This is a genomic window from Corallococcus sp. EGB, from assembly GCF_019968905.1.
Classification (GTDB): domain Bacteria; phylum Myxococcota; class Myxococcia; order Myxococcales; family Myxococcaceae; genus Corallococcus.
Genome location: NZ_CP079946.1, coordinates 4,817,058 through 4,837,965, shown reverse-complemented (window position 1 = coordinate 4,837,965; position 20,908 = coordinate 4,817,058). Strand labels below are relative to the sequence as shown.

The window sequence follows — 20,908 nt, the reverse complement described above, 5'->3', positions numbered from 1 at the left end:
CTTTCAGCATCTCCTTCATGCTGAAAATTCCCCCCCGGCTCCCCCGATTCGCGAGCGTTGTGCTCGCTTCGCTGCTCCTCACCCTGACAGCCTGTCCCGGCGACGATGGCCCGGACGACGGCGGCACGAACGTCACGGACGGTGGCAACACCGACGGTGGCGGCCCCGACGGTGGCGACACCCAGCCCGACGGTGGCTCGTACGATCCGGGCCCCAAGGTCTGTGGCGACGGCAAGGTCCAGAAGGGCGAGGCCTGTGACGACGCCAACACCGTGAGCGGTGACGGCTGCAAGAACGACTGCACGGAGGTGGAGATCGGCTTCGAGTGTCCCGTCTCGGGCCGGCCCTGCGTCGTGGCGGCGGCGTGCGGCAACGGCATCGTGGAGAATGGCGAGGCGTGCGACGACCGCAACAAGGAGTCCAACGACGGCTGCAAGGCGGACTGCTCCGCCGTGGAGACCGGCTGGACCTGCCCCTTCCAGGGCCAGCGCTGCCGCGCGGCCCAGTGCGGTGACGGCATCATCGCCGGCGAGGAGGAGTGCGAGGACGGCAACACCGCCAAGGGCGACGGCTGCAGCGACACCTGCCGCCTGGAGCAGGGCTACAAGTGCGACACCATTGGCCAGCCGTGCACGAAGACGGTCTGCGGCGACGGCAAGCGGGAAGGCACCGAGCAGTGCGACGACGGCAACCACGACATGGGCGATGGCTGCTCGCCGCTGTGCGTGCTGGAGCCCAAGTGCAAGAACGGCACGTGCGAGTCCCGCTGCGGCGACGGCGTCATCCTGCCGGGTGACACCACGGAGGAGTGCGACGACGGCAACACCCGCTCCAACGACGGCTGCTCCTCCACGTGCAAGCTGGAGGAGGGCTTCGCCTGCGTCCGCATCACGGAGTCCCCGCCGAGCGCCGTGGAGATCCCCGTCGTCTACCGCGACTTCTGCGGCAAGAACAACGGCGGCTGCAAGTCCCCCGCGACCCCGCACCCGGACTTCGAGGACGCCAACGGCGCGGAGCAGGGCATCGTCGGTCCGAAGTTCGGCCCGCTGGGCACGGACGGCAAGCCCATCTACGCCAAGGGCGCCGGCTCGGCCGTCACCCACGGCCAGACCGCCTTCGACCAGTGGTACCGCGACACGCCGGGCGTCAACGTGACGGAGGTCAGCACGCTGAAGCTCAACAAGCAGGGCGACGGCTCCTACGTGTTCAACAACCAGACCTTCTTCCCGCTCGACAACAGCGGCTGGGTCGGCCAGGGCAAGGAGAACCGCCTCAACGACGGCAGCGGCACCCCGCGCAACTTCAGCTTCACCAGCGAGGTCCGCTACTGGTTCGAGTTCAAGGGCAACGAGGTCCTGACGTTCCTGGGTGACGACGACGTCTGGGTGTTCATCAACGGCAAGCTCGCCCTGGACCTGGGCGGCGTGCACGGCGCCACCTCCGGCACCGTGGCCCTGTCGGACGCGGCCACCGTCTCCGGCCTGGGCCTGGTGAAGGGCAAGATCTACGAGGTCGTCGTGTTCCAGGCGGAGCGCCACACGTCCGCGTCCTCGTACAAGCTGACCCTGAACAACTTCGAGACCCAGCGCACCGAGTGCAAGTCCACCTGCGGCAACGGCCAGGTCGACCCGGGCGAGCAGTGCGACAACGGCAACGCCAACGGCCCGGGCTACGGCAAGTGCAGCCTCACCTGCATCTGGAACCCCCGCTGCGGTGACGGCATCACCCAGTACGAGTACGGCGAGACGTGCGACGACGGCAACACCAACAACACCGACGGCTGCCCCAACAACTGCCAGATCGATCCGGGGTAGTCGTCGCGCCGTCCTCGGCTCCGGCGCCCTCTCCGGCCGGAGCCGCCCGCCTGGACCTCACAGGGCCCGGGCGAGCATGAGCACGGCGGCCAGGGACAGCGCCCCGGCCGCCGCGAAGTGCCTCCAGGCCCGGCGGGACAACACCCCGCCGGTGCCCAGGGCCTCCTCTCCCAGCACCACCAGCGCCGGACGCCCGCCGCGCCCGCGCAGCACGTAGGTTCCGTCGCGGGAGCCGCGCTGGAGCTCCCCCACAACGAGGCACGCCGCCCCCGGGATGCCCACGCGCTCCCAGGACAGCGCCTGCGTGGACCCGCCCAGGAGCTCCGCCTGCGTCAGTCCGGGCGGCGCCGCGCACCGGCGCACCTCCGCCCGCGCCAGCAGCGCGGACGGCGCGAAGCCCACCGCCGCGCGCGTGCGCTCCCCCTTCAACAGCAGGACCGGCGAGTACGCCCTCTCCCGCGACAGGAGCGGCCCCGTCCGCCCATGGGCCCCCACCGCGTGCACCGCCGCGTCGTAGAAGGCGCAGGGCACGCCGCCCGGCGACATCAGCGTCTCCACGGACTCCAGCCGGCCCCGGTACACGCCGAAGCCCGGAGGCCGTCCCGCGCGCAGGGCCTCCACCGCCTCGTCCAGGGGCATGGGCGCGGCGCCGCGCAGCGCATCCGCCCGCAGGCGCACCCGGGCTCCCCGGGCGGACACCCCCGCGGCCAGCACCAGCAGCAGCCCGCCCACCGCCTTCACCAGCACGTCCGGGGACACGGGCACCAGCGGCCTTCCGCGCATCCATGGCACGAAGAGCACCAGCCCCAGGGCCAGCGCCCCGAAGCCCGCGAGCATCCACCGGGGCCGCGCGCCCGTGGACGTCCGCCCCAGGGCGAAGGTCGCCCAGAGCAGCAGGGCCAGTCCCAGACCGCAGAGCGGCAGCAGGAGCACGCGCCCCAGGTCCAGGTCCACGCCCATGCGCCACCCCCGCCCGCGTGCCGGACAGCCCCGCGCACGCGGAGCCCGGCGGGTGCAAGGTGGGAACGGACGGACGGGGCGGCAAGCCCCATCCCCGCCGCGGCGGCCTACTCGGCGCGGCGCGCGGGGCGCTCCTGCAGCGGCCCCACGACCTTCAGGTCATCGAAGGTGCACTGGAGGTTGCGGCACCCCAGCGCCAGCTTGCCCACGCGGCCCTCGAAGCCCGGCAGCACCTTGGAGGCGAAGAGCTTCTTGTTGAGGAAGGCGTCCACCCGCACGCCGCTCTTCTGCTTCTTGAGCTGGAGCTTCACCAGGAAGGGCCCCTGCTTGGGCACGGGCATCTCGTCCTGGACCAGGTTCTTGGTGTCCTCCGCGCTGTTGCCCACCACCTCGTGCCCGTCCTCCGGGGAGAAGTAGCGCCACGACAGGCGCATGCCCGCGTCGGGGATGGCGAAGACGGACACCTGCACGTCGCGGATGCGGAAGGCCAGCTCGCCGAAGTGCTGCCCGTCCTCCTCCACCGACCACTGCTTGCCCAGCGCCTTCACGTCCATCAGCACCTCCGCCGTGAAGTCGTCGCTCGTGAAGTAGCGGTGCGCCAGGTACGCGCGCGGCACCAGCTTGCCGTCCGCCTCGCGGCCGGCCTGCACCGCGCGCAGCTCGCCCTGGTCCAGGGTCCAGGTGCCGCTGTGGACGTTGATCTCCTCCTCGCCCGGCTCGAAGCCCAGCTCCAGGGTGGTGTCATCCGAGCCGGGCGCGGGGGGCGTGAGCTTCAGGCTGGCGAACACCTCCCCTTCCGTGTTGGGCGGGAAGTGCTGGACGGCGGGGGCGGGCTCCACCGCATGCGTGAGGCCCGTCAGGCCTCCGATGCCCACGAAGGCGCGCACCGCGAAGCCCAGCACGGCCAGGCCGCCCACCACGGAGAGGCCGGTGCGCACCCGGCCCCAGCCCGCGTGGAGCGCCTCCAGCACGGCCGCCTCCGGGCCCGCCGCGGACCTCACCGGCGACACGTGCGACGGCTGCGCGCGCGCCAGGGCCGACGCGGGCGCCACGTGCGGGGACGACGAGGCCGACACCAGCCCCTCCAGCGCCTCGCACACCTCCGCGGCGGTGGTGTAGCGGGCCTCGCGGTCCGTCTCCAGCAGGCGCTCCACCACCGGATCCAGGCGGGGATCCAGGCCGCGCACGCGCTCGGACGGGAGCTTGAAGCGGCCCACGGGCAGCTCGCCCGTGAGCGCCTCGTACATCATCACGCCCAGGGAGAAGAGGTCCGCTCGCCCGTCCACGTTCTTCGCGTCCCGGCGCTGCTCCGGGGCCATGTAGTTGAGCGTGCCCATGGCCACCGCCGTCGCGGTGAGATGCTTCTCCGAGTCCGGCTCGCGGATGCCCGCCAGGCCGAAGTCCGCCACCTTCGCGTGCAGCCGCCCGTCCAGCAGGATGTTCTCCGGCTTCAGGTCGCGGTGGATGATGTTCTTGGCGTGCGCGCACTCCACGGCGCGCGCCACCTGGAGCAGCACCTTCAGCGACTGCGCGGGAGAGATCGGCTCCCGGCCGCTCAGCGCGTGGCGCAGCGACTGGCCCTCCACATACTCCATCACGAAGTAGTAGTGCTCGCCGGCCACGCCCCGGTCGATGATCTGCACGATGTTCGGGTGGCTCAGGGCCGCGAGCGCGGTCGCCTCCTTGTCGAAGCGCGACACGAACTCCGCGTCCTTCGCCAGCCGGGGCGGCAGCACCTTCACCGCCACCGTGCGGCCCAGCGAACGCTGGCGCGCGAGCCACACCTCGCCCATGCCGCCGCGCCCCAGGACCTCCAGGAGCTCCAGCCCGGGGAGCTCGGGCTTCGCGCCCGTCAGCACCGTCTCCGCGTTCTCGATGTCGCGGCTGCCCGTGTTCATCGGCGGGCGCGGGGCCTTCACGCCGGGCGCGCCCTGGCGCACCAGCGTGGCCCCGATCAGCTCCGCGGCCGCCGGGTCCGCCTCGGGCAATGCCACTCCGGAAGGCGCACGATGGCCCTCCCCGGCGGCGACGCCCGCGGGAACCTCGCCCTCGTCTGCCCTCCCCACGCCATCCGGTCGCGGGATGCTCATCTCGCTGCCCCCTGGGACGGAGCCGGCCCTCATCTCCTGTCCCACCGCGTCCTCGCTTCCCGCCCCAACACCTGAAGCAGCGGGAGGTGACGTCGATTCTTGCGGATACTCCGACGCGCGCGGCGTGAACGTCACCGCGACGCCTGCTTCCTCATCGGCACTCGCGGCCGTCCGGATGCCCGAAGGCCCGGCCGGACGGTGGATGCCGGACACGTCCGCGCGCCGCACCTCGAACCGGATGCCACAGCGGCACGTGACCTTCTGGCCGCTCACGTACACCCGGGTGTCGTGCACCGTGCCGCAGTTGGGGCACGACTGGGTGGGCATCAGGGACGAGGAGCGCACCGTCAGCGCACCTTGCGGGAGGTGGAGGTGGTCAGCTCCGCGCCGTGGACGCGGAACGTCTGCACGCCCTTCTCCTTGCCCTTCACCTGCAGCACCGGCAGCTCCTCCACGTCGAAGCCCGGCCCGGCCTTGCGCACCGTGGCCTCCGACGCCAGCACCTCGCCGCTCTTGGCGATGCCGCACAGCCGCGAGGCGGTGTTCACGGTGTCGCCAATGGCGGTGAACTCGTGCCGCTCCGCGCTGCCCATGTAGCCCACGACGGCCTGGCCGGTGTTGACGCCGATGCCCACCTCGATGGGCTTCTTGCCGTCCAGCACGCGCTGCCGGTTGAGCTCCGTGACGGCGTCCTGCATCTCCAGCGCGGCGCGCAGGGCGCGGGCCGGATCATCCGGGTGCGACGACGGCGGACCCCACACCGCCATCACGCAGTCCCCGATGAACTTGTCCAGGTTGCCCTCGTAGCGGAACACCACGTCCGCCATGGCGGTGAAGAAGCTGTTGAGCATCGACACCACCTCCTGCGGCGAGTCGCTCTCCGCCAGGGTGGTGAAGCCGCGGATGTCCGCGAACAGGCAGCTCACCTCCGCGAGCCGGCTCTGGCGCAGGTCCTCCGTGCCGCCGTTGATCACCGCGTCCGCCACCGCCTTGGACAGGAAGCGGGACAGCTCCGCGCGCGTCACCGCCTCGTTGCGGATCTGCTCCGCCAGGGCCGCGTTCTCCAGCGCGATGCCCGCCTGCGCGGCGATGCCGGAGAGGATGGTCAGGTCCTTCTCCGAGAAGGCGTTGATCTGCTGGCGGCTGTCCAGGAACAGCACCGCCATGATGTCGCCGTTCACCAGGAGCGGCACCGCCATGGCGGAGCGGATGCCCTGCGCCACGATGCTCTCCGCGGCGGAGAAGCGCTCGTCGATGATGGCGTCCGCCGTGAGCACCGCCTTGCCCGTCTCCACCACGCGCTTGAGCACGGTGTCCGACAGCATGACGTTCACCTGCTTGCCCTGCCGGTGGTGCACCGCGGCCGGGATGAACTCCCCCTCCGGGCCCACCTTCAGGATGACGCCGTGGTCGGCCGCGAGCAGCTCGAAGGCCACCTTCAAGATCTGCTCGAACAGGTCGTGCTGGTTGCCCTTGAGGCTCACCTGCCGGTGGAACTCGTGGACGATGCGCAGCTTCTCGTAGTCCCGGCGCAGGGCGGCGATGTCCGTCACCTGCTCCGCGGGGCGGAAGTTCTGCGGCACCTGGTCCATCTGCGCCAGGAAGGCCGGCATGGAGACGGCGTTGGCCACCACCGTCACGCCCGGCAGCGTGGGCGGGTTGCCGCCGGCCGGGGCCGCCTCGCCGCTGTGGAAGACGAGCCGCGAGGAGCCCAGGGCGATCTCATCCCCGTCCTTCAGCCGCATCTCCCCCGTCACCCGGCGCCCGTTGACGAAGGTGCCGTTGGACGAGTTCAGGTCGCGCAGCACGAAGTCGCGCCCCACCTTGTCGATGGTGGCGTGCTCCTTGGAGACCTCCCGGTCCACCAGCCGCAGCGTGTTGGACGGATGGCGGCCGAGCGAAGTGGTCGCGCCCAGGGGAAATTCCCCCAGCGTCCCGTCCGCGAACCGCCCCGTCAGGTGCGGCCCGCGCGGGTGCGACCCGGACCTGGGCGGGAATGGGGCGGGTGCCTGGTTCACGCGCGAATCCTCACCGGCCCGGACACTACCAGAGCCTTCCGCCCCAAAGGAACGCTCGCGACGCGCCCCCAGGTCCGGGCCACCAGCGCCCTGCACGGCCGGTCAGTCCCCGCCCCCGTCCGGCCGCTCATGGGGACGGCGGGGCCACCGTCCCCGGAGCCGCGGGGTTCACTGACGCGGCCGGACGCCGCTCCGGGGCGCGGAAGCCCAGGCCGATGGACGGCAGGAAGGTCATCCCGCCCAGGTCCCGCTTCTGCCCGAAGAGGTGCGGGTTGCAGAAGACGTAGCCCCCGGTGAGCTCGGCGTAGAAGTGCACGTAGCGGTAGCCCACCGCGAGGCCCACCGTGGTGCCCACGAAGTGGCTGTTCACGGAGGACGGCAGCCTCGCGTCGAAGCCCGTCACCGGCTTGCCCTGCTGGGAGAAGTCCACCAGCTGGGCGTCCAGCCGGGTGTGGCTGAAGACGTACTTGGGGGCGCCGTAGAGCTTGAACACGTCGCCGTACTCCGCGCTCAAGTACAGCGGCACCTCCACGTCCGTCCGGCTGAAGTCCCCCAGCTGGACCACCTCCAGGACGTCCATCACCGCCCCGGAGAACAGGTACTTGGACACCCCCACCCCCAGCGCCAGGTCATAGGAGCGGCGCGGATCCGGCCCGCCATGGGCCAGCCGCACCTTGCCGTCGAAGCGCAGCGAGTTGCCGTTGTAGCGCCCGCCCACGTCCAGCCCGTCCACCAGGCCCACCCGCACCATCAGCTCCGGGTTCACCCCCGGTGGGGCCACCACCAGGGCCAGGCCCGCCGTCAAGAGGCGCTGCTGGTCCTCCTCCGTGAGGGTGTAGGGCTTGTCCTCGTCAATGGCCCGCTTCGCCGCCCTCCCCTGGTCGATGCCCACGTCCACCACCGACGAGAGCGTCCCCACCGGGACGAAGACGCCCATGCTGCCCGTCACCTGGACCTGGCCCGGCGCGAGCGTCCTGGCCGTCTGCATGGTGGACAGCGGGGTCGCGCACCCCACGACAAGCCCGGCGATCCCCAAGAGCAGCAGGGCGGGAAGGTTTCTCATGGGGTTGCAGGTTAAGCCCATTTCCGGTGCGGACGCTTCAATCCGGGCGTCCACGTGGTAAGGGGGCTGTCGTGCGAATCAAGCAAAAACCCGAGGACTTCTCCGTGAAGGAGTCCTACCGTTTCGACGAGGTCGCCAGTGGCCGGCACCGCGTCTACCTCATGGACAAGCAGAAGCTGTCCACCTTTGACGCGGTCAACCGCATCCGTGACGCGTTCGGTCTGAAGCCCGGTGCCATCAGCTACTGCGGCCTGAAGGACAAGCAGGGCCGCACCGAGCAGATCATCGCCGTGGACGGCGCGGACGTGGACATGCAGGAGCCCGACCTGCGCCTGAAGTTCCTGGGCCGGACGGACAAGCCGCTGTCCGCGAAGAACATCACCTCCAACCGCTTCTCCGTCACCGTGCGCGCCCTCACGCGCGACTCGCTGGCGCCCCTGAACCTGGCCGCCGCGGAGGTGAACCGGCTGGGCGTGGTGAACTACTTCGACAGCCAGCGCTTCGGCGCGCTCAAGCACGGCCAGGGCTTCATCGCCAAGGACCTCATCCGCGGCGACTTCGAGGCCGCGCTGCACAACTACTTCGCCCGCCCCTCGGACCTGGACCGCACCGAGGACGCCAAGGTGAAGGGCTTCTGGCGCGACAACTGGGGCCGCTGGGACGCGCGCGTGCCCTTCGAGGGCGCGAAGAAGTACCACCGCATCCTGCGCTCCTTGCGCGAGCACCCGGGCGACTGGCTCCGCGCGTTCCTGCAGATCGACTCGGACTACCGGGCGATGATCCTCTTCGAGTACCAGAGCTTCCTCTGGAACGAGGGCGTCCGGCGCTACCTCCAGCTGATGCTGCCGCGCGAGGCCATGTTCCCCATGCGCTACCAGGCCGGCACGCTGCTGCACTACCGGGACGCGACCCCGGACGTGCTGCACATCCTGCGCGAGAAGACCTTCCCGCTCGTGGGGCCGGACACCACCTTCGATGATCCGAAGGTCGCCGAGGCCATGACCTGGGTGCTGGGCCGGGAGAAGCTCAAGCTCTCCGACCTGCGCATCAAGGGCGCGGAGCGGATGCTCTACTTCAAGGAGGAGCAGCGCCCGCTGGTGATGTTCCCGCACAAGCTCGTCGTGGGCCGCACGCAGAACGACGACGTGAACCGCGGCGACATCAAGGTCAACGTGGCCTTCACCCTGCCCCCGGGCGCCTACGCCACGCTGGTCATCAAGCGCCTGTTCCACTTCGAGTACACGGAGGACTCGAAGGAGGACATCCGCACCTCGCAGCGCCCCCGCCTGGTCACCACCGAGCGCGAGGAGGCCCGCGTGGAGACCGCCACCCGCACTGCCCGCGCCGGCGAAGCGACGCCGCGCCACCGCGCGCTGGCGGACCGTGCGACGCCCCGCCGTGCCGCTGCGCCCGGCAACGACGCCCGGCCTCCCAGCCGCATCGGCCGGCCGGCCCGCGTGCCCCGCGAGGCGCTCCCGGACCTGGATGAGGTCAAGGCCGCCCCCCCGCCGGCCTCGGAGCCCGCGATTCCGCTGGGCTTCCGGGCGAAGCAGAAGCAGCGCAAGCAGGAGAAGGCCGACGTGCGGGCGGAAAAGGCGGAAAAGCAGCGCCAGGCGGCTGCCAAGTCCGCGAAAAAACAGAAGCGGAAGTGATGCTCGACGGCGGCGCAATGGCCCTTCCGCAGGGCCGTAGTCCAGGGCGTGAACGCTCTTGCCCTCGACTCGCTCCCCATGGCCATTGGAATGGTGATGGCTGAGGACGCCGCCCCCCTCCCCTGGCAGGCGGACGTGCTGGCCGCCCGCAAGGGGGACCCGTCCGCTTTCGAAGCGCTCGTGCGCAGCGTGCAGCGCCCGGTGTATGGGCTGGCGCTGCGCCTGCTCCAGAGCGAGGCCGAGGCCGCGGAGGTCGCGCAGGAGGCCCTCCTGCGCGCGTACCAGAACCTCCACCGCTACGACGAGACGCGCCCGTTCGACCTCTGGGTGCTGGCCATCACCCGCAACCTCTGCCTGGACCTGCTCCGCCGCCGCACCAAGGTGCGCACGGAGGAGCTGGAGCCCATGAAGGAGGTGCTCCCCAGCAACGAGGCGTCCCAGGAGGACGGGGCCATCGCGCGCGAGGAGCGGCAGTCGCTGGAGGCCGCCATGGAGACGCTCTCCGTGGACGACCGTGAAGTGCTGGCCCTCTATTACGTCCAGAAGCGCACCACGAAGGAGATCGCGCAGATCATGGGCTGCGCGCCCGGGACCATCATGGCGCGCCTGTTCCGCGCCCGTGAAAAGCTGCGCAAGAAGATGGCGCCCGCCGAGGAGGAGACGAAATGAGCCCCACCCCCTGCCCCGACCTGGAAGTCCTCTTCGCGGAGCTGGAGTCCGGTGAGGGCCCGGCCCTGGACCACGCCGCGGAGTGCGAGGCGTGCGCCGCCCTGATGGAGGAGCACCGCCTGCTGGAGCAGGACCTGTACCGGCTGGCGGATCCGCTGCCGCCTCCGTCGCTCGTCGTGAACGTGATGGCCCGCGTCGCGGAGAGCCCCGTGCCCCAGCGCCGCGAGGTGTGGACGGGCCTGTGCATCCTCCTCACGTCCCTGGGCGTGGGGCTGGGCTTCCTGTTCACCAACGACCGGGCGCTCGGCCGCATGGGCACCGCGTTCGCGTCCAGCGTGCGGGACGGGCGCGCGCTCGTGGAAGGCCTGTTCAGCGGGGCGCACGCCCTGTGGAGCACCGCGGGGCTGGCGGTGGCCTGCGTCGTCGCCTTCGTCGTGTTCACGTCGCTCTTCGGCCTGAAGCGCCTGGCCGGTTCCCCTCCTCCGTCCCTCTCCGAAGCCTGAGCGTGTCCATGAAGATCCTGCCCCGCCTGTTGCTTCCGACGCTCCTCCTCGGCGCCCCCGTGGCGCTCGCGGAAGCCGCCCCGGCCGCCCCCGCGGCCGCCACAGCTCCGGCCCGCACCATCGACGTGAGCTTCCGCGGTTCGCTGCGCGACGCGCTCAAGACCATCGCGGAGAAGGGCGGCCTGAACCTGGTCGTCACCGGCGACCTGGACACCCCGGCGGAGGTGCGCCTGCGCGGCATCACCGCCGAGCAGGCCCTGCGCACCGTGGCCCGCGCCTACTCGCTCCACCTGGAGCAGGACGGCTCCATCTTCACCCTGCGCCCGCTGACCGCGAAGGAGAAGGAGTCCGGCACGAGCCCCACCGCCAGCATCCCCGCGCCGCCCGTGGCCCCGCCCGTCGCGGCCGCCACCCCGCCCGCGCCCCCGGCGCCCCCCGCGCCGCCGGAGCTGGACGAGGACGCGACGCCGGAGGACATCGCGCAGGCGCGCGAGGACGCCCGTGAAGAGGCGCGGCGCGCCCGCGACGAGGCCAAGCAGGCCGCGAAGGCAGAGGCCGAGGCCGCCAAGCAGCGCATCCGCGATGAGATCAAGAGCTTCCGCGACAGCTTCAAGCACAGGAAGGGCAAGCGCGGCGCCCGGGACGTGGTGGCGCGCGGACAGTCCCTGGAGGTGAAGGAGGGCGAGTCCGTGGAGAGCGCCGTCGTCTATGGCGGCAACCTCGTCGTGAAGGGCATGGTGGAGGGCGACGCGGTTGTCTTCGGCGGCAACCTGGAGATCCAGGGCCACGTGGAGGGAGACGCGCACGCCTTCGGAGGCAACGTCATCCTGGGGCCCAACGCCCAGGTGGAGGGCGACGTGTCCGCCTTTGGCGGTCAGGTGCAGAAGGCGGACGGCGCCGTCGTGGAGGGCAGCCTGGAGTCCTTCGGCGGCGCGGGCCTGGGCCGCATGGTGGCCGGGGAGATCAAGCGCGGCATGCGGGACACGCAGGACTACGACGCGTCCGCGGACCACGACGACGATGACGACCACGACGACCACGGCGGCGGCCTGGCGTCCTTCATCCTCCAGTTCGCGCTCCTCTTCGGCCTGGGCTTCCTGGGGCAGATGTTCTTCCCGGCGCGCATGAAGGAGCTGGGCGACGAGATCCGCGCCAACCCCAGCCGCAACTTCCTCGTGGGGGTCGTGGGCATGGTGGCCCTCTTCCTGTTGAGCATCGTCCTGAGCATCACGCTCATCGGCATCCCGGTGGCGTTCGCCCTCCTGGTCGCCTCCATGCTGGGCACGGCGCTCAGCTACGCGGCCATCGCCAGCGAGGTGGGCACGCGGTTGCCGGTGATGCGCGGCCGCAAGACGCAGGCGGTGGTGCTCGCCCTGGGCCTGGGCCTCATCCTCCTGGTCAGCCACATCCCGGTGCTGGGCGTGTTCCTCAACCTCGTCCTCATCCCGCTGGCCTTCGGCGCGGTCATCCGCACCCGGTTCGGCTACCGCGGCCGGGGAATGCCGGAGCCCATCTTCCCCCGGACGGAAAACCCGGTTTGACGCACCTGGCCTTCAAGGTCACGAAATTGCCACGCCGCATCATGAGGCCCCACTTCCGCGCACCGGGAGTGGGGCTTTTCCTGCTCCCACAAGTCCCAGGCTCGCGCGCCATCACCTGGGCTGTCGGAAGCGGGGGTTGGTGGAGGGCGGGCGGCCGTTGACAGGCTTTGACCGCCTCCGTCCGGTGCGCCATTTTGCGCGGCACCCATGCGACGCCTCCCAGACGCAACCCCGCGCGGCAGGGCCATCACCGTGGACCTCGAGGGCGAGAGCATTCCCGCCATCGAAGGCGAGCCGGTGGCGTGCTCCCTCATCGCCGCGGGCGAGAACGTCCTCTCCCGCTCCGTGAAGTACCACCGTCCCCGCGGGCCGTACTGCTTCGCCGCGGCCTGCTCGCACTGCCTGATGCGCGTGGACGGGCTGCCCAACGTCTACACCTGCCGCACGCCCGCGAAGGAGGGCATGCGGTTGGAGCGGCAGAACGCGTACCCGTCCGCGAAGGTGGACATCTTCGAGACCATCGACTGGTTCTTCCCCAAGCGCCTGGACCACCACGAGATGTTCGCGGGCGTGCCGGTGGCGGAGGACGTGATGGCGCGAGTGGCCCGGCAGCTGGCCGGCCTGGGCCTGTTGCCCAAGGAGGCGGGCCCGGAGCCCCTGCCCCCTCGCGCCTTCCACACCTCCGTCGCGGTGGTGGGCGGCGGCGCGGCGGGCCTGGCGGCGGCGCGGGTGCTCGCCGGGAAAGGCGTGCCCTTCCTCCTCTTCGAGCGCGACGCGAACCTGGGCGGACGGCTGGTCCACGGCGCCCCGGAGGACAACGCGCCCTTCGTGCCGGAGGCCACCGCGTTCCCGCAGGGCAGCGTGGTGAAGAACGCCACCGTCATCGGCCTGTATGACGACGAGCACGGCCGCTACCTGGCCGTCGCCGCGCAGGAGGCGGGGAACCTGCGGCTGCTCAAGGTCTACGCGAAGCGCTTCCTGCTCACGGTGGGCGGCCATCCCCCCACCCTCCCCTTCGAGAACAACGACCTGCCCGGCGTCATCGCGGGCCGCGCGGCGAGCCTGCTGTTGCGCCGGCACGACGTGGCGCCCCAGGTGGCGGCGCTGGTGGGCCACGGCCCGGAGCTGCACGCGCTGGCGCACCTGTTCACCCAGCGTGGCGTGGAGGTGGCGGCGGTGGTGGACCTGAAGGGGCCGCTGCCCGCGAACGCGCACCCCAGGGCCGTCGTCGGTGACGGGCTCAAGGCCCACGGCCTGCGCGGGGTGACGGCGCTGAGCTTCACGCCCCAGGGTGGCTCCAAGCAGAAGGTGTCGTGTGACGCCGTGGTGGTGTCCGTGCCGGTGACGCCGGGCTTCGAGCTGGCGCGCCAGGGCGGAGCGAAGGTGGAGTTCGACGCGGACGCGGGCCACTTCCGCGTGGAGGCGGACGCGGACGGGCGCACGCAGGCGGCGGACGTGTTCGTCGCGGGGGATGTGGCGAAGGTCGGCACGGCGAAGGACGCCGCGGCCATGGGCGCGCGGGCCGCCGAGGCGCTGCTGGGAGGGCTGTCATGAGCAAGGCGCTCGTCTGCACCTGCGAGGACGTCACCGTCACGGACGTGGAGCACGCCATCGAGCGCGGCTACCACGACGTGGAGTCGGTGAAGCGCTACACGGGCTTCGGCACCGGCATCTGCCAGGGCAAGAGCTGCCACGCCGCGGTGGCCGCGCTGCTCAAGCAGAAGGCCCCGGCGCTCAAGCCGGAGGGCGTGGTGCCCTTCACGCCGCGCCCTCCGCTCTACCCCACGGAGCTGCGCCTCATGGCCAGCGCCCCCGTGGACGAATCCGTCCCGCCCGTGGGCGGCGTGCCCCAGGAGCTGGAGCACTTCCCATCCGCCCTGCGCCCGGAAGGACCGGTGCCGCAGAAGGCGAAGGTGGTGATCATCGGCGGCGGCATCATGGGCCTGTCGCTGGCGTACAACCTGGCCCTGCGCGGAGAGACGGACGTCGTCGTGCTGGAGCGCGGCTACCTGTGCGCGGGCGCGTCCGGCCGCAACGGCGGCGGCGTGCGCATGCAGTGGGGCACCCCGGCGCTGATCGAGCTGGCCAAGCGCTCCATCGACTTGATGAAGAGCTTCGCGCGCGAGCTGGGCGTCAACGTGTGGCTGCGCCAGGGCGGCTACCTCTTCCTGGCCAAGCGCAAGGACACCGCGTACCGGCTGGATCGCAACGCCGTGCTGCACAACAAGTACGGCGTGCCCACGCGCATCATCACCGCGGACGAGGCGCGCGACATCGTCCCCGGCCTCACGATGAAGGACTGCGTGACGGCGGCCTACAACCCGGAGGACGGCGTCATCTTCCCCTGGGCCTTCCTGTGGGGCTACGCGCAGGGCTGCGCGAAGCGCGGCGTGAAGGTGGAGACGTACACAAACGTCACCGGCTTCGAGACGAGCAACGGCCAGGTGCGCAAGGTGAAGACGGACCGGGGCGACATCGCCTGCGACACCGTGGTCATCGCCTCCGGAGCGTGGAGCCCGAAGGTGGCGGACCTGGCGGACGTGAAGCTGCCCAACGAGCCGCACCGCCACGAAATCCTCAGCACCGAGCCGCTCAAGCCCTTCCTGTCGCCGCTGGTGTCGGTGCTCGACACGGGCCTGTACTTCAGCCAGTCCATGCGCGGTGAAATCGTGGGCGGCATGGGCGACCCGAAGGAGCCCTCCGGCCCCAACATGGGCAGCACGCTGCGCTTCGTGTCGCGCTTCGCCCAGGCCCTCACGGAGCAGCTGCCGCACGTGGGCCAGGTGAAGGTGCTGCGCCAGTGGGGCGGCCTCTACGACGTCACCCCGGACAACAACCCCATCCTCGGGCGCACCCCGGGCCTGGACAACCTGCTCCAGATGTCCGGCTTCGTGGGCCACGGCTTCATGATGGCCCCCGCCGTCGCCGAGCGCATGGCCCGGTGGATGACCTCCGGCGAGTCCGACGAGCTCTTCACCCGCTTCAGCCTCCGCCGCTTCGAGGAAGGCACGCTCGAGCGCGAGGACATGATCATCGGCTGAAGGATTCCGCCCTCCCCGCCCCTGTCTCGGCCTGAGGCAGGGGCACGCCCCGCATGTCCGCAAAAGCGGCACTCCCGGTAAATCACACAAGCGCCCGGGATGGCTGGGGATTCGCCGCGGAATGTGACGTTTCTTTACAAACGCAACCGGGTTGCACGGAGCATCCACGCACCACCCGCGCCCCGGGGTGATGCCTTGCTCCCTCTGGGGCGCGCGCTGGCACGCGGCGTGCCTTGGCCCTTCGCGCCGCGCAATGCCGCGCGGAGGGAGGACTCAGAGATGGCCGCGAAGAAGCTCGTGGGTGCGATGCTGGTGATGGGCCTGACGGCGTGTGGTTCCGTGGAGCCCATGGACGTGCCGGACGCGGAGCCGAAGGGGCCGCTGGCGTCGCAGGAGTCCAACGTCATCGTGGGTACGCTGAACTGGGTGAGCGCCACGTCCCTCACGGGCACGCAGCGCACGAAGTCCCTGGCGGTGGGCTACCTCTCCATCCCCGCGGTGGGCAGCCGCTGCACGGCGTGGCTGGTGTCCAACGACGTGGTCATCACCAACAACCACTGCGTGGGCAGCAGCGCGGACGCGGTGGGCGCGCGCGTGTCGTTCAACTACGAGGACGGCGTCGCGTCCGGTTCGCGCGTCTGGTACCCGTGCGACACGTTCATCAAGACGTGGAGCGGTGACGACATGACGGCGCTGCGCTGCGCGGCCGTCAACGGCCAGCTGCCCGGCCAGGTGTACGGCTTCCTGACCGTCTCCAGCACCAACGCGGCGACGAACGCCACCGTGTACGTCGTGAACCAGAACTGCGACTACTACACGGACAGCACCTGCACGCCGACGAAGAAGTCCTCGCCGGGCAAGGTGCTCAACGGCAGCTACAGCACCACGGACATCTCCTACGACGCGGACACGCTGGGCGGCTCGTCCGGCTCGCCCGTCATCTCCACGTCCACGAACCAGGTGGTGGCGCTGCACCACATTGGCATCGGCGGCAACTCGCAGGGCCGTGGCACGGCCAACACCGGCGTGAAGGCCACGCGCGTGAAGGCGCGGCTCGCCGAAATCGGCCTGTAGCCGTCACGTCGCGGACGAAGGCTCCCCACCGGCCAGCAGCACCGGCCGGTGGGCTGGGTCCGTTCCAGGCCCGGACGGGTTCAGGAGCAGCCTCCGCTTGAAGCCCCCCAGCGCCAGCCGTCCCAGGCCCCGCTTGAACGTGCGCGGCAGCAAGCGCAGCAGCCGCATCGCCCAGCGGTGCCCCAGGCCGGGGTACACCAGCGCATCGCCCCGCTCGAAGCCCTCCAGGGCCTCGCGGGCGCACTGACGCAGGGACAGCTCGAAGAAGGGCGTCACCTCCCCCTCCAGGTGCGGCCCCACGGCGAGCGGGCCCGCCGCCACGAAGGTGACGGGGATGCCCGCGTCCTTCAGCTCCAGGCGCAGGGATTCACTGAAGCCATCCAGGAAGCGCTGCGTGGCGGCGAACGTCGTCGCGCCCGGGAGGAACAGGCGCGCCGCGCCCGAGCCCACGGTGAGGATGCCTCCCCGCCCGCGCTCCAGCATGGGGCGCAGCAGGCGGTGCGTGATCATGGCCGGGGCCAGCACGTTGGCCCGCACCAGCTCCTCGATTCGCGTCCAGCGCTCCTCCGCGTACAGCCCGCTGAAGGCGTGGTCCGCGTTGTTGATGAGCACGTCCACGCGGACGAAGTGACTCTCCAGGTGCTCGAAGAGCGCGTCCACGGCGCTCGGATCATCCAGGTGGCAGGCGCGGACCATCACGCCCAGGGTGGGGTTTCGGGCGAGCAGCTCCTCCCTCAGGCTCCCCAGGTCGTCCACGTCGCGCGCGACGAGCACCAGGGTCCTGACCCGCGGGGAGAGCAGCCGGGCAAGCTCGCGGCCGATGCCGCCAGCAGCGCCGATGATGAGCACGGTACCGTTGTCGATGGGAGGGCGCATATGGGGGCAGGACCTCGGACTGGAAGGTGCCCACGCGCGGGTGCCCCTGCGTGCCCGCCCCGCTGCTCGCCGCTCCCCGGACGCCCCCTTGCCCTGGTGGCGGGCGGGCCTTACCCCTTCATGCTTCCCGCAGGAGGACACCCATGGCTGGCCCTTCACGCATCCTCGTGCCGGTGGACCTGAAGGACGGGTCCCGGTCCGTCGTGAACTACGCGCTCCAACTCGCCCGTCCCTTCGGCGCGACGGTGGACGTGCTGCACGCCTGGGAGCCGCCGCAGTACGTGGCGCCGGACCTGCTGGTGGCTTCGCCCGGCTGGGACGCCAACTCGCTGGAGGCGATGGCGCGCGACAGCGCGGGCAAGGAGATGGAAGCGCTCTTGCGCTCCGTGGACGGCACCGCGCCCGTGGCGCTCTCCCACCGCGTGGTGATTGGCGAGGCGGGCAACGTGGTGCTGGAGGAGGCCGAGCGCGGGAAGTACGACCTCATCGTGATGGGCACGCACCAGCGCAAGGGGCTCACCCGCATGCTGCTGGGCAGCGTGGCGCAGAAGGTGGTGGGCCGCGCGGCGTGCCCGGTGCTCACCCTGCACGTCAGCCCGGAGTGACGGCTAGGGCTCCGCCCACTGGCGCAGGAGGTTGTGGTACACGCCCGTGAGCATCACCAGCGCGGGGCTCTTGGGCACCTCCCGCGTCAGCTGCATGATGGACGTGTCCATGTCGAAGAGCAGCGAGCGCTTCCCCGCGTCGCGGATCATGCTCTGCACCCAGAAGAACGACGCCAGCCGCACGCCGCGCGTCACCGGGGTGACGTGGTGCAGGCTGGTGGACGGGTAGATGATGAGGTCCCCCGCGGGCAGCTTCGCCGAGTGGTTGCCGTAGGTGTCCTCCACCACCAGCTCACCGCCGTCGTAGCTGTCCGGGTCGCTCAAGAAGAGCGTGGCGGACACGTCCGTGCGGATGCGCTGGTTCGTCCCCAGGATGGGCCGGATGGCGTTGTCCACGTGCGAGCCGAAGTCCATGCCCGCCTCGTAGCGGTTGAACAGCGGCGGGAAGACGCGCTGGGGCAGCACGGCGGAGATGAACAGCGGGCTCTTCTCCAGGCCGGCGAGCACCAGGTCCCCCAGCTCCCGCGCGGCGGGGCTGCCTTCGGGCAGCTGGAGGTTCTTCTTCACCTGTGCGGACTGCTTGCCGGCGGTGGCCCGGCCATCCTCCCACGCCGCCTGCTGGAAGACGGCGCGGCAGTGGGCCACCTGCTCGGGCGTGAGGACCTGCGGGATGTGCACCATCATGATGGACGTCCTCCTACGCCCGGCAGGACTTGCGCGCGACTAGAACCGCACGCGCGCGGAGAGCAGGGCCGAGCGCCCATCGGCCGGCGTGGCCTGCGCCGAATAATAGGCCTCGTAGTAGAGGGCGTCGGTGAGGTTGTAGACGTTCAGCTGCAGGTCCACCTTCTTGAACGCGTAGCTGGCGTACGCGTCGAAGCGCCAGTAGTTGGGGACCTTGTTGAGCACCACCGTCTCGTTGGCCGGGTTGTTCACCGGCGTGACGTCCTGGTACACGGCGCCGCCGCCAAGGGTGAGCGCGTCGGTGATGGCGTAGGTCGTCCACAGCGACATGCTGTTCCTCGGCGTGCTGGGCAGCCGCTGGCCCACGAGGAAGGCGTTGGGGTTCTCGCGGATCTCCGAGTCGAGGAACGTGTAGTTGGCGAACACGTTCCAGCGCGGCAGCACCGTGCCGGCGATGCCCGCGTTGAAGCCCTGGACCCGCTGCGCGCCCTCCAGGATGGTGGCCGGGCCCGTGGGGTCGGGGTTCGCCACGCGGGCGTTCTTCTTGTCCGTGCGGAACACCGCGCCACTGACCGACAGGCGATCTGCGACGAGGTCCGCCTTGGCGCCCAGTTCGAAGGTTTCGTTCTTCTCCGGATCCAGCCGCTCCTGGCCAGAGGTGATGGTGCCCACCTCCGCGGAGGGGTTGGAGGACGTGCCGTACATCGCGTAGATGCTGGCCTTCTGGGCCGGGTGCGCCACCGCGCCCACGCGCCAGTTGAACAGGTGGTCCTTGTTCTCCAGCCGCGTGGACACCAGCTGGGTGTTCACCGTCGTGTAGTCGGTGCGGAAGATGTCGTAGCGCAGCGAGCCCAGGACTTCGAAGTAGCGCGACAGCTCGATCTGATCCGCCGCGTACGCGCCGACCGTCCACTGCCGCGTCTTGCTGGAGTTCGCGAAGGTGGTGGAGACCGCGGACAGGTCCGGCTTCGGATCCGGATCGTAGAGGTCCGCGGGGATGTTGGGGCCGGTGGGCAGGCCCGTGGCGCGAAGGTTGTTGCGGTACTGGTCCCGGAACTCGCGCGTCAGCTCCAAGCCCACGTTGGCGGTGTGCTTGAGGAAGCCCGTCTGAAAGACGCCGCGCAGGTCCGTCTGGTTGGCCAGGTAGGTATTGTCCGTGGACGTCTCGTAGCGCTCACGGCCGATGGTGGTGGGGTTGTCCGCCGGCGTCAGGCCACGCGGCGAGGTGGGGCGGGAGAAGCGATCCACGCCGCCGTAGCGCAGCGTGTTGGTGAGCTGCGAGCCACCGCCGAACAGGTACAGGAACCGGCCCGTGCCGATGTGGACGTTCACGCGCTCCTTGTCGGAGCCCTCCACGCCGTACCAGGCGCTGCGCGGCACGTCGAGGCTGGTGGAGACGGGGTACCCGTTGAAGTACGGATGGCCGTAGTCCGGGATGCTGTGCTCGCGCTGGTAGAAGTAGTCCAGCTCCAGCGACGCCTTCTCGCTCAGGTTGAAGCGCACGGACGGAGAAATGCCCGCGCGGTTCTCCTGCACCACGTCACGGGCGGCCACGTCCGCCAGCTGGCCGGTGGCGGAGACGCGCACCTGCACCGTGTCGTTGATGGCCTCGTTGACGTCCGCCTCGATGCGGCCGGATGGCGCGGTGCCGAGCGTCAGGCGCAGGTCCTGGAAGGACGCCTTCTTGGGCTTCTTCGTCACCAGGTTGATGGCGCCGCCCGTGGAGCCACGGCCGAACACCACCGACGACGGGCCGAAGTAGACCTCCACGCCCTCCAGGTTGAACGTGTCGCGCGTGTACCAGCCCAGGTCGCGCACGCCATCGCGCAGCGTGTCCGTCTGGGCGGAGAAGCCGCGCAGCGAGAAGGAGTCACCCTGGCGGCCACCCTCGCCCACCGTCACGGTGATGCCCGACACGTTGCGCAGGGCATCGCGCAGCGTCGTCGCCTGCTGCTCCTCGATGACCCGCTCCGGCACCACGGTGATGGTCTGCGGGGTGTCGAGTATGGCCTTCGGCAGGCGCGTCACGCCCGGCTGGGTGACGTTGTATTTCTGTTGCTCGTCTTCCACCGCGACCTCCGGCAGGACGTAGGCGTCATCGTCGCCCGCCATCGCCGCCGCCGCGGGGGCCGTCTGCTGCGTGGGCTCGGAAGCGGGAGCCGCCTGGCCCGCGGGCGCGGCCTCCGCCGGCCGGGACTCCTGCACCGGCGCCGGGGCCTCGCCCGCCAGCGGCGTCTCCTGCGCCGCCGCCCCTCCCGCAACCAGCGCCGAAGCGAGCCCCACGGCCGCGGGTCCCCAGGGCCAGAGCGCGCCGCGCA

General features: G+C 70.9%; 16 protein-coding genes. 9 read left to right on the top strand and 7 right to left on the bottom strand.

Annotated elements, in window-relative coordinates:
* Positions 1-17: 17 nt before the first annotated feature.
* Positions 18-1,814: a DUF4215 domain-containing protein gene (locus KYK13_RS20110; RefSeq protein ID WP_223631641.1), complete on the top strand. Its 1,797-nt coding sequence runs from the start codon at positions 18-20 to the stop codon at positions 1,812-1,814.
* A gap of 57 nt (positions 1,815-1,871) precedes the next feature.
* Here the strand turns inward: KYK13_RS20110 and KYK13_RS20105 are convergent, their stop codons facing one another.
* The 4 genes from KYK13_RS20105 to KYK13_RS20090 all read right to left on the bottom strand — a co-directional run bounded on the left by KYK13_RS20105 (position 1,872) and on the right by KYK13_RS20090 (position 7,945).
* The gene (locus KYK13_RS20105; RefSeq protein ID WP_223631640.1) at positions 1,872-2,774 is read right to left on the bottom strand and encodes a hypothetical protein; all 903 of its coding nucleotides are present in this window, start codon (positions 2,772-2,774) and stop codon (positions 1,872-1,874) included.
* Between the two features lie 107 nt (positions 2,775-2,881).
* On the bottom strand, positions 2,882-5,191 hold the full coding sequence (locus tag KYK13_RS20100) for a serine/threonine-protein kinase (protein WP_223646678.1): 2,310 nt from the start codon (positions 5,189-5,191) through the stop codon (positions 2,882-2,884).
* A gap of 20 nt (positions 5,192-5,211) precedes the next feature.
* The gene (locus KYK13_RS20095; RefSeq protein ID WP_223631639.1) at positions 5,212-6,882 is read right to left on the bottom strand and encodes an adenylate/guanylate cyclase domain-containing protein; all 1,671 of its coding nucleotides are present in this window, start codon (positions 6,880-6,882) and stop codon (positions 5,212-5,214) included.
* A 127-nt stretch (positions 6,883-7,009) separates the two neighbouring features.
* Positions 7,010-7,945, bottom strand: a complete 936-nt coding sequence (locus tag KYK13_RS20090) for a hypothetical protein (RefSeq protein ID WP_223631638.1) — start codon at positions 7,943-7,945, stop codon at positions 7,010-7,012.
* A 71-nt stretch (positions 7,946-8,016) separates the two neighbouring features.
* Here KYK13_RS20090 and truD point away from each other — a divergent pair, with 71 nt between their 5' ends.
* The 7 genes from truD to KYK13_RS20055 all read left to right on the top strand — a co-directional run bounded on the left by truD (position 8,017) and on the right by KYK13_RS20055 (position 16,425).
* Positions 8,017-9,597 carry a tRNA pseudouridine(13) synthase TruD gene (gene truD, locus KYK13_RS20085; protein WP_223631637.1) on the top strand — a complete coding sequence of 527 codons (1,581 nt, stop codon included), beginning with the start codon at positions 8,017-8,019 and terminating at the stop codon, positions 9,595-9,597.
* A gap of 90 nt (positions 9,598-9,687) precedes the next feature.
* On the top strand, positions 9,688-10,266 hold the full coding sequence (locus KYK13_RS20080) for an RNA polymerase sigma factor (protein WP_370645431.1): 579 nt from the start codon (positions 9,688-9,690) through the stop codon (positions 10,264-10,266).
* Positions 10,263-10,769, top strand: coding sequence for a hypothetical protein (locus tag KYK13_RS20075; protein WP_223631636.1), 507 nt, complete (start codon positions 10,263-10,265; stop codon positions 10,767-10,769). The genes KYK13_RS20080 and KYK13_RS20075 overlap by 4 nt, the downstream gene beginning before the upstream one ends.
* A gap of 8 nt (positions 10,770-10,777) precedes the next feature.
* Complete coding sequence (locus KYK13_RS20070; RefSeq protein WP_223631635.1) at positions 10,778-12,310, top strand: polymer-forming cytoskeletal protein; 1,533 nt, start codon at positions 10,778-10,780, stop codon at positions 12,308-12,310.
* Positions 12,311-12,517: 207 nt separating this feature from the next.
* Positions 12,518-13,864, top strand: a complete 1,347-nt coding sequence (locus KYK13_RS20065) for a 2Fe-2S iron-sulfur cluster-binding protein (protein ID WP_223631634.1) — start codon at positions 12,518-12,520, stop codon at positions 13,862-13,864.
* Positions 13,861-15,351, top strand: a complete 1,491-nt coding sequence (locus KYK13_RS20060; protein WP_223631633.1) for an FAD-dependent oxidoreductase — start codon at positions 13,861-13,863, stop codon at positions 15,349-15,351. The genes KYK13_RS20065 and KYK13_RS20060 overlap by 4 nt, the downstream gene beginning before the upstream one ends.
* Positions 15,352-15,630: 279 nt before the next feature.
* A complete protein-coding gene (locus KYK13_RS20055; protein ID WP_223631632.1) occupies positions 15,631-16,425 on the top strand; it encodes a serine protease in 795 nt (264 codons plus the stop codon).
* A gap of 3 nt (positions 16,426-16,428) precedes the next feature.
* On the opposite strand, the gene KYK13_RS20050 is transcribed toward KYK13_RS20055, so the two are convergent.
* Entirely contained in the window at positions 16,429-17,301 is an 873-nt protein-coding gene (locus KYK13_RS20050) for an SDR family oxidoreductase (protein ID WP_223631631.1), read from the bottom strand.
* A 143-nt stretch (positions 17,302-17,444) separates the two neighbouring features.
* On the opposite strand from KYK13_RS20050, the gene KYK13_RS20045 reads away from it, so the two are divergent.
* On the top strand, positions 17,445-17,906 hold the full coding sequence (locus tag KYK13_RS20045; RefSeq protein WP_223631630.1) for a universal stress protein: 462 nt from the start codon (positions 17,445-17,447) through the stop codon (positions 17,904-17,906).
* A gap of 3 nt (positions 17,907-17,909) precedes the next feature.
* Here KYK13_RS20045 and KYK13_RS20040 read toward each other — a convergent pair whose 3' ends face one another.
* Positions 17,910-18,590 carry a Fe2+-dependent dioxygenase gene (locus KYK13_RS20040; RefSeq protein WP_223631629.1) on the bottom strand — a complete coding sequence of 227 codons (681 nt, stop codon included), beginning with the start codon at positions 18,588-18,590 and terminating at the stop codon, positions 17,910-17,912.
* 39 nt (positions 18,591-18,629) lie between these two features.
* The gene (locus KYK13_RS20035; protein ID WP_223631628.1) at positions 18,630-20,873 is read right to left on the bottom strand and encodes a TonB-dependent siderophore receptor; all 2,244 of its coding nucleotides are present in this window, start codon (positions 20,871-20,873) and stop codon (positions 18,630-18,632) included.
* Between the last annotated feature and the right edge of the window lie 35 nt (positions 20,874-20,908).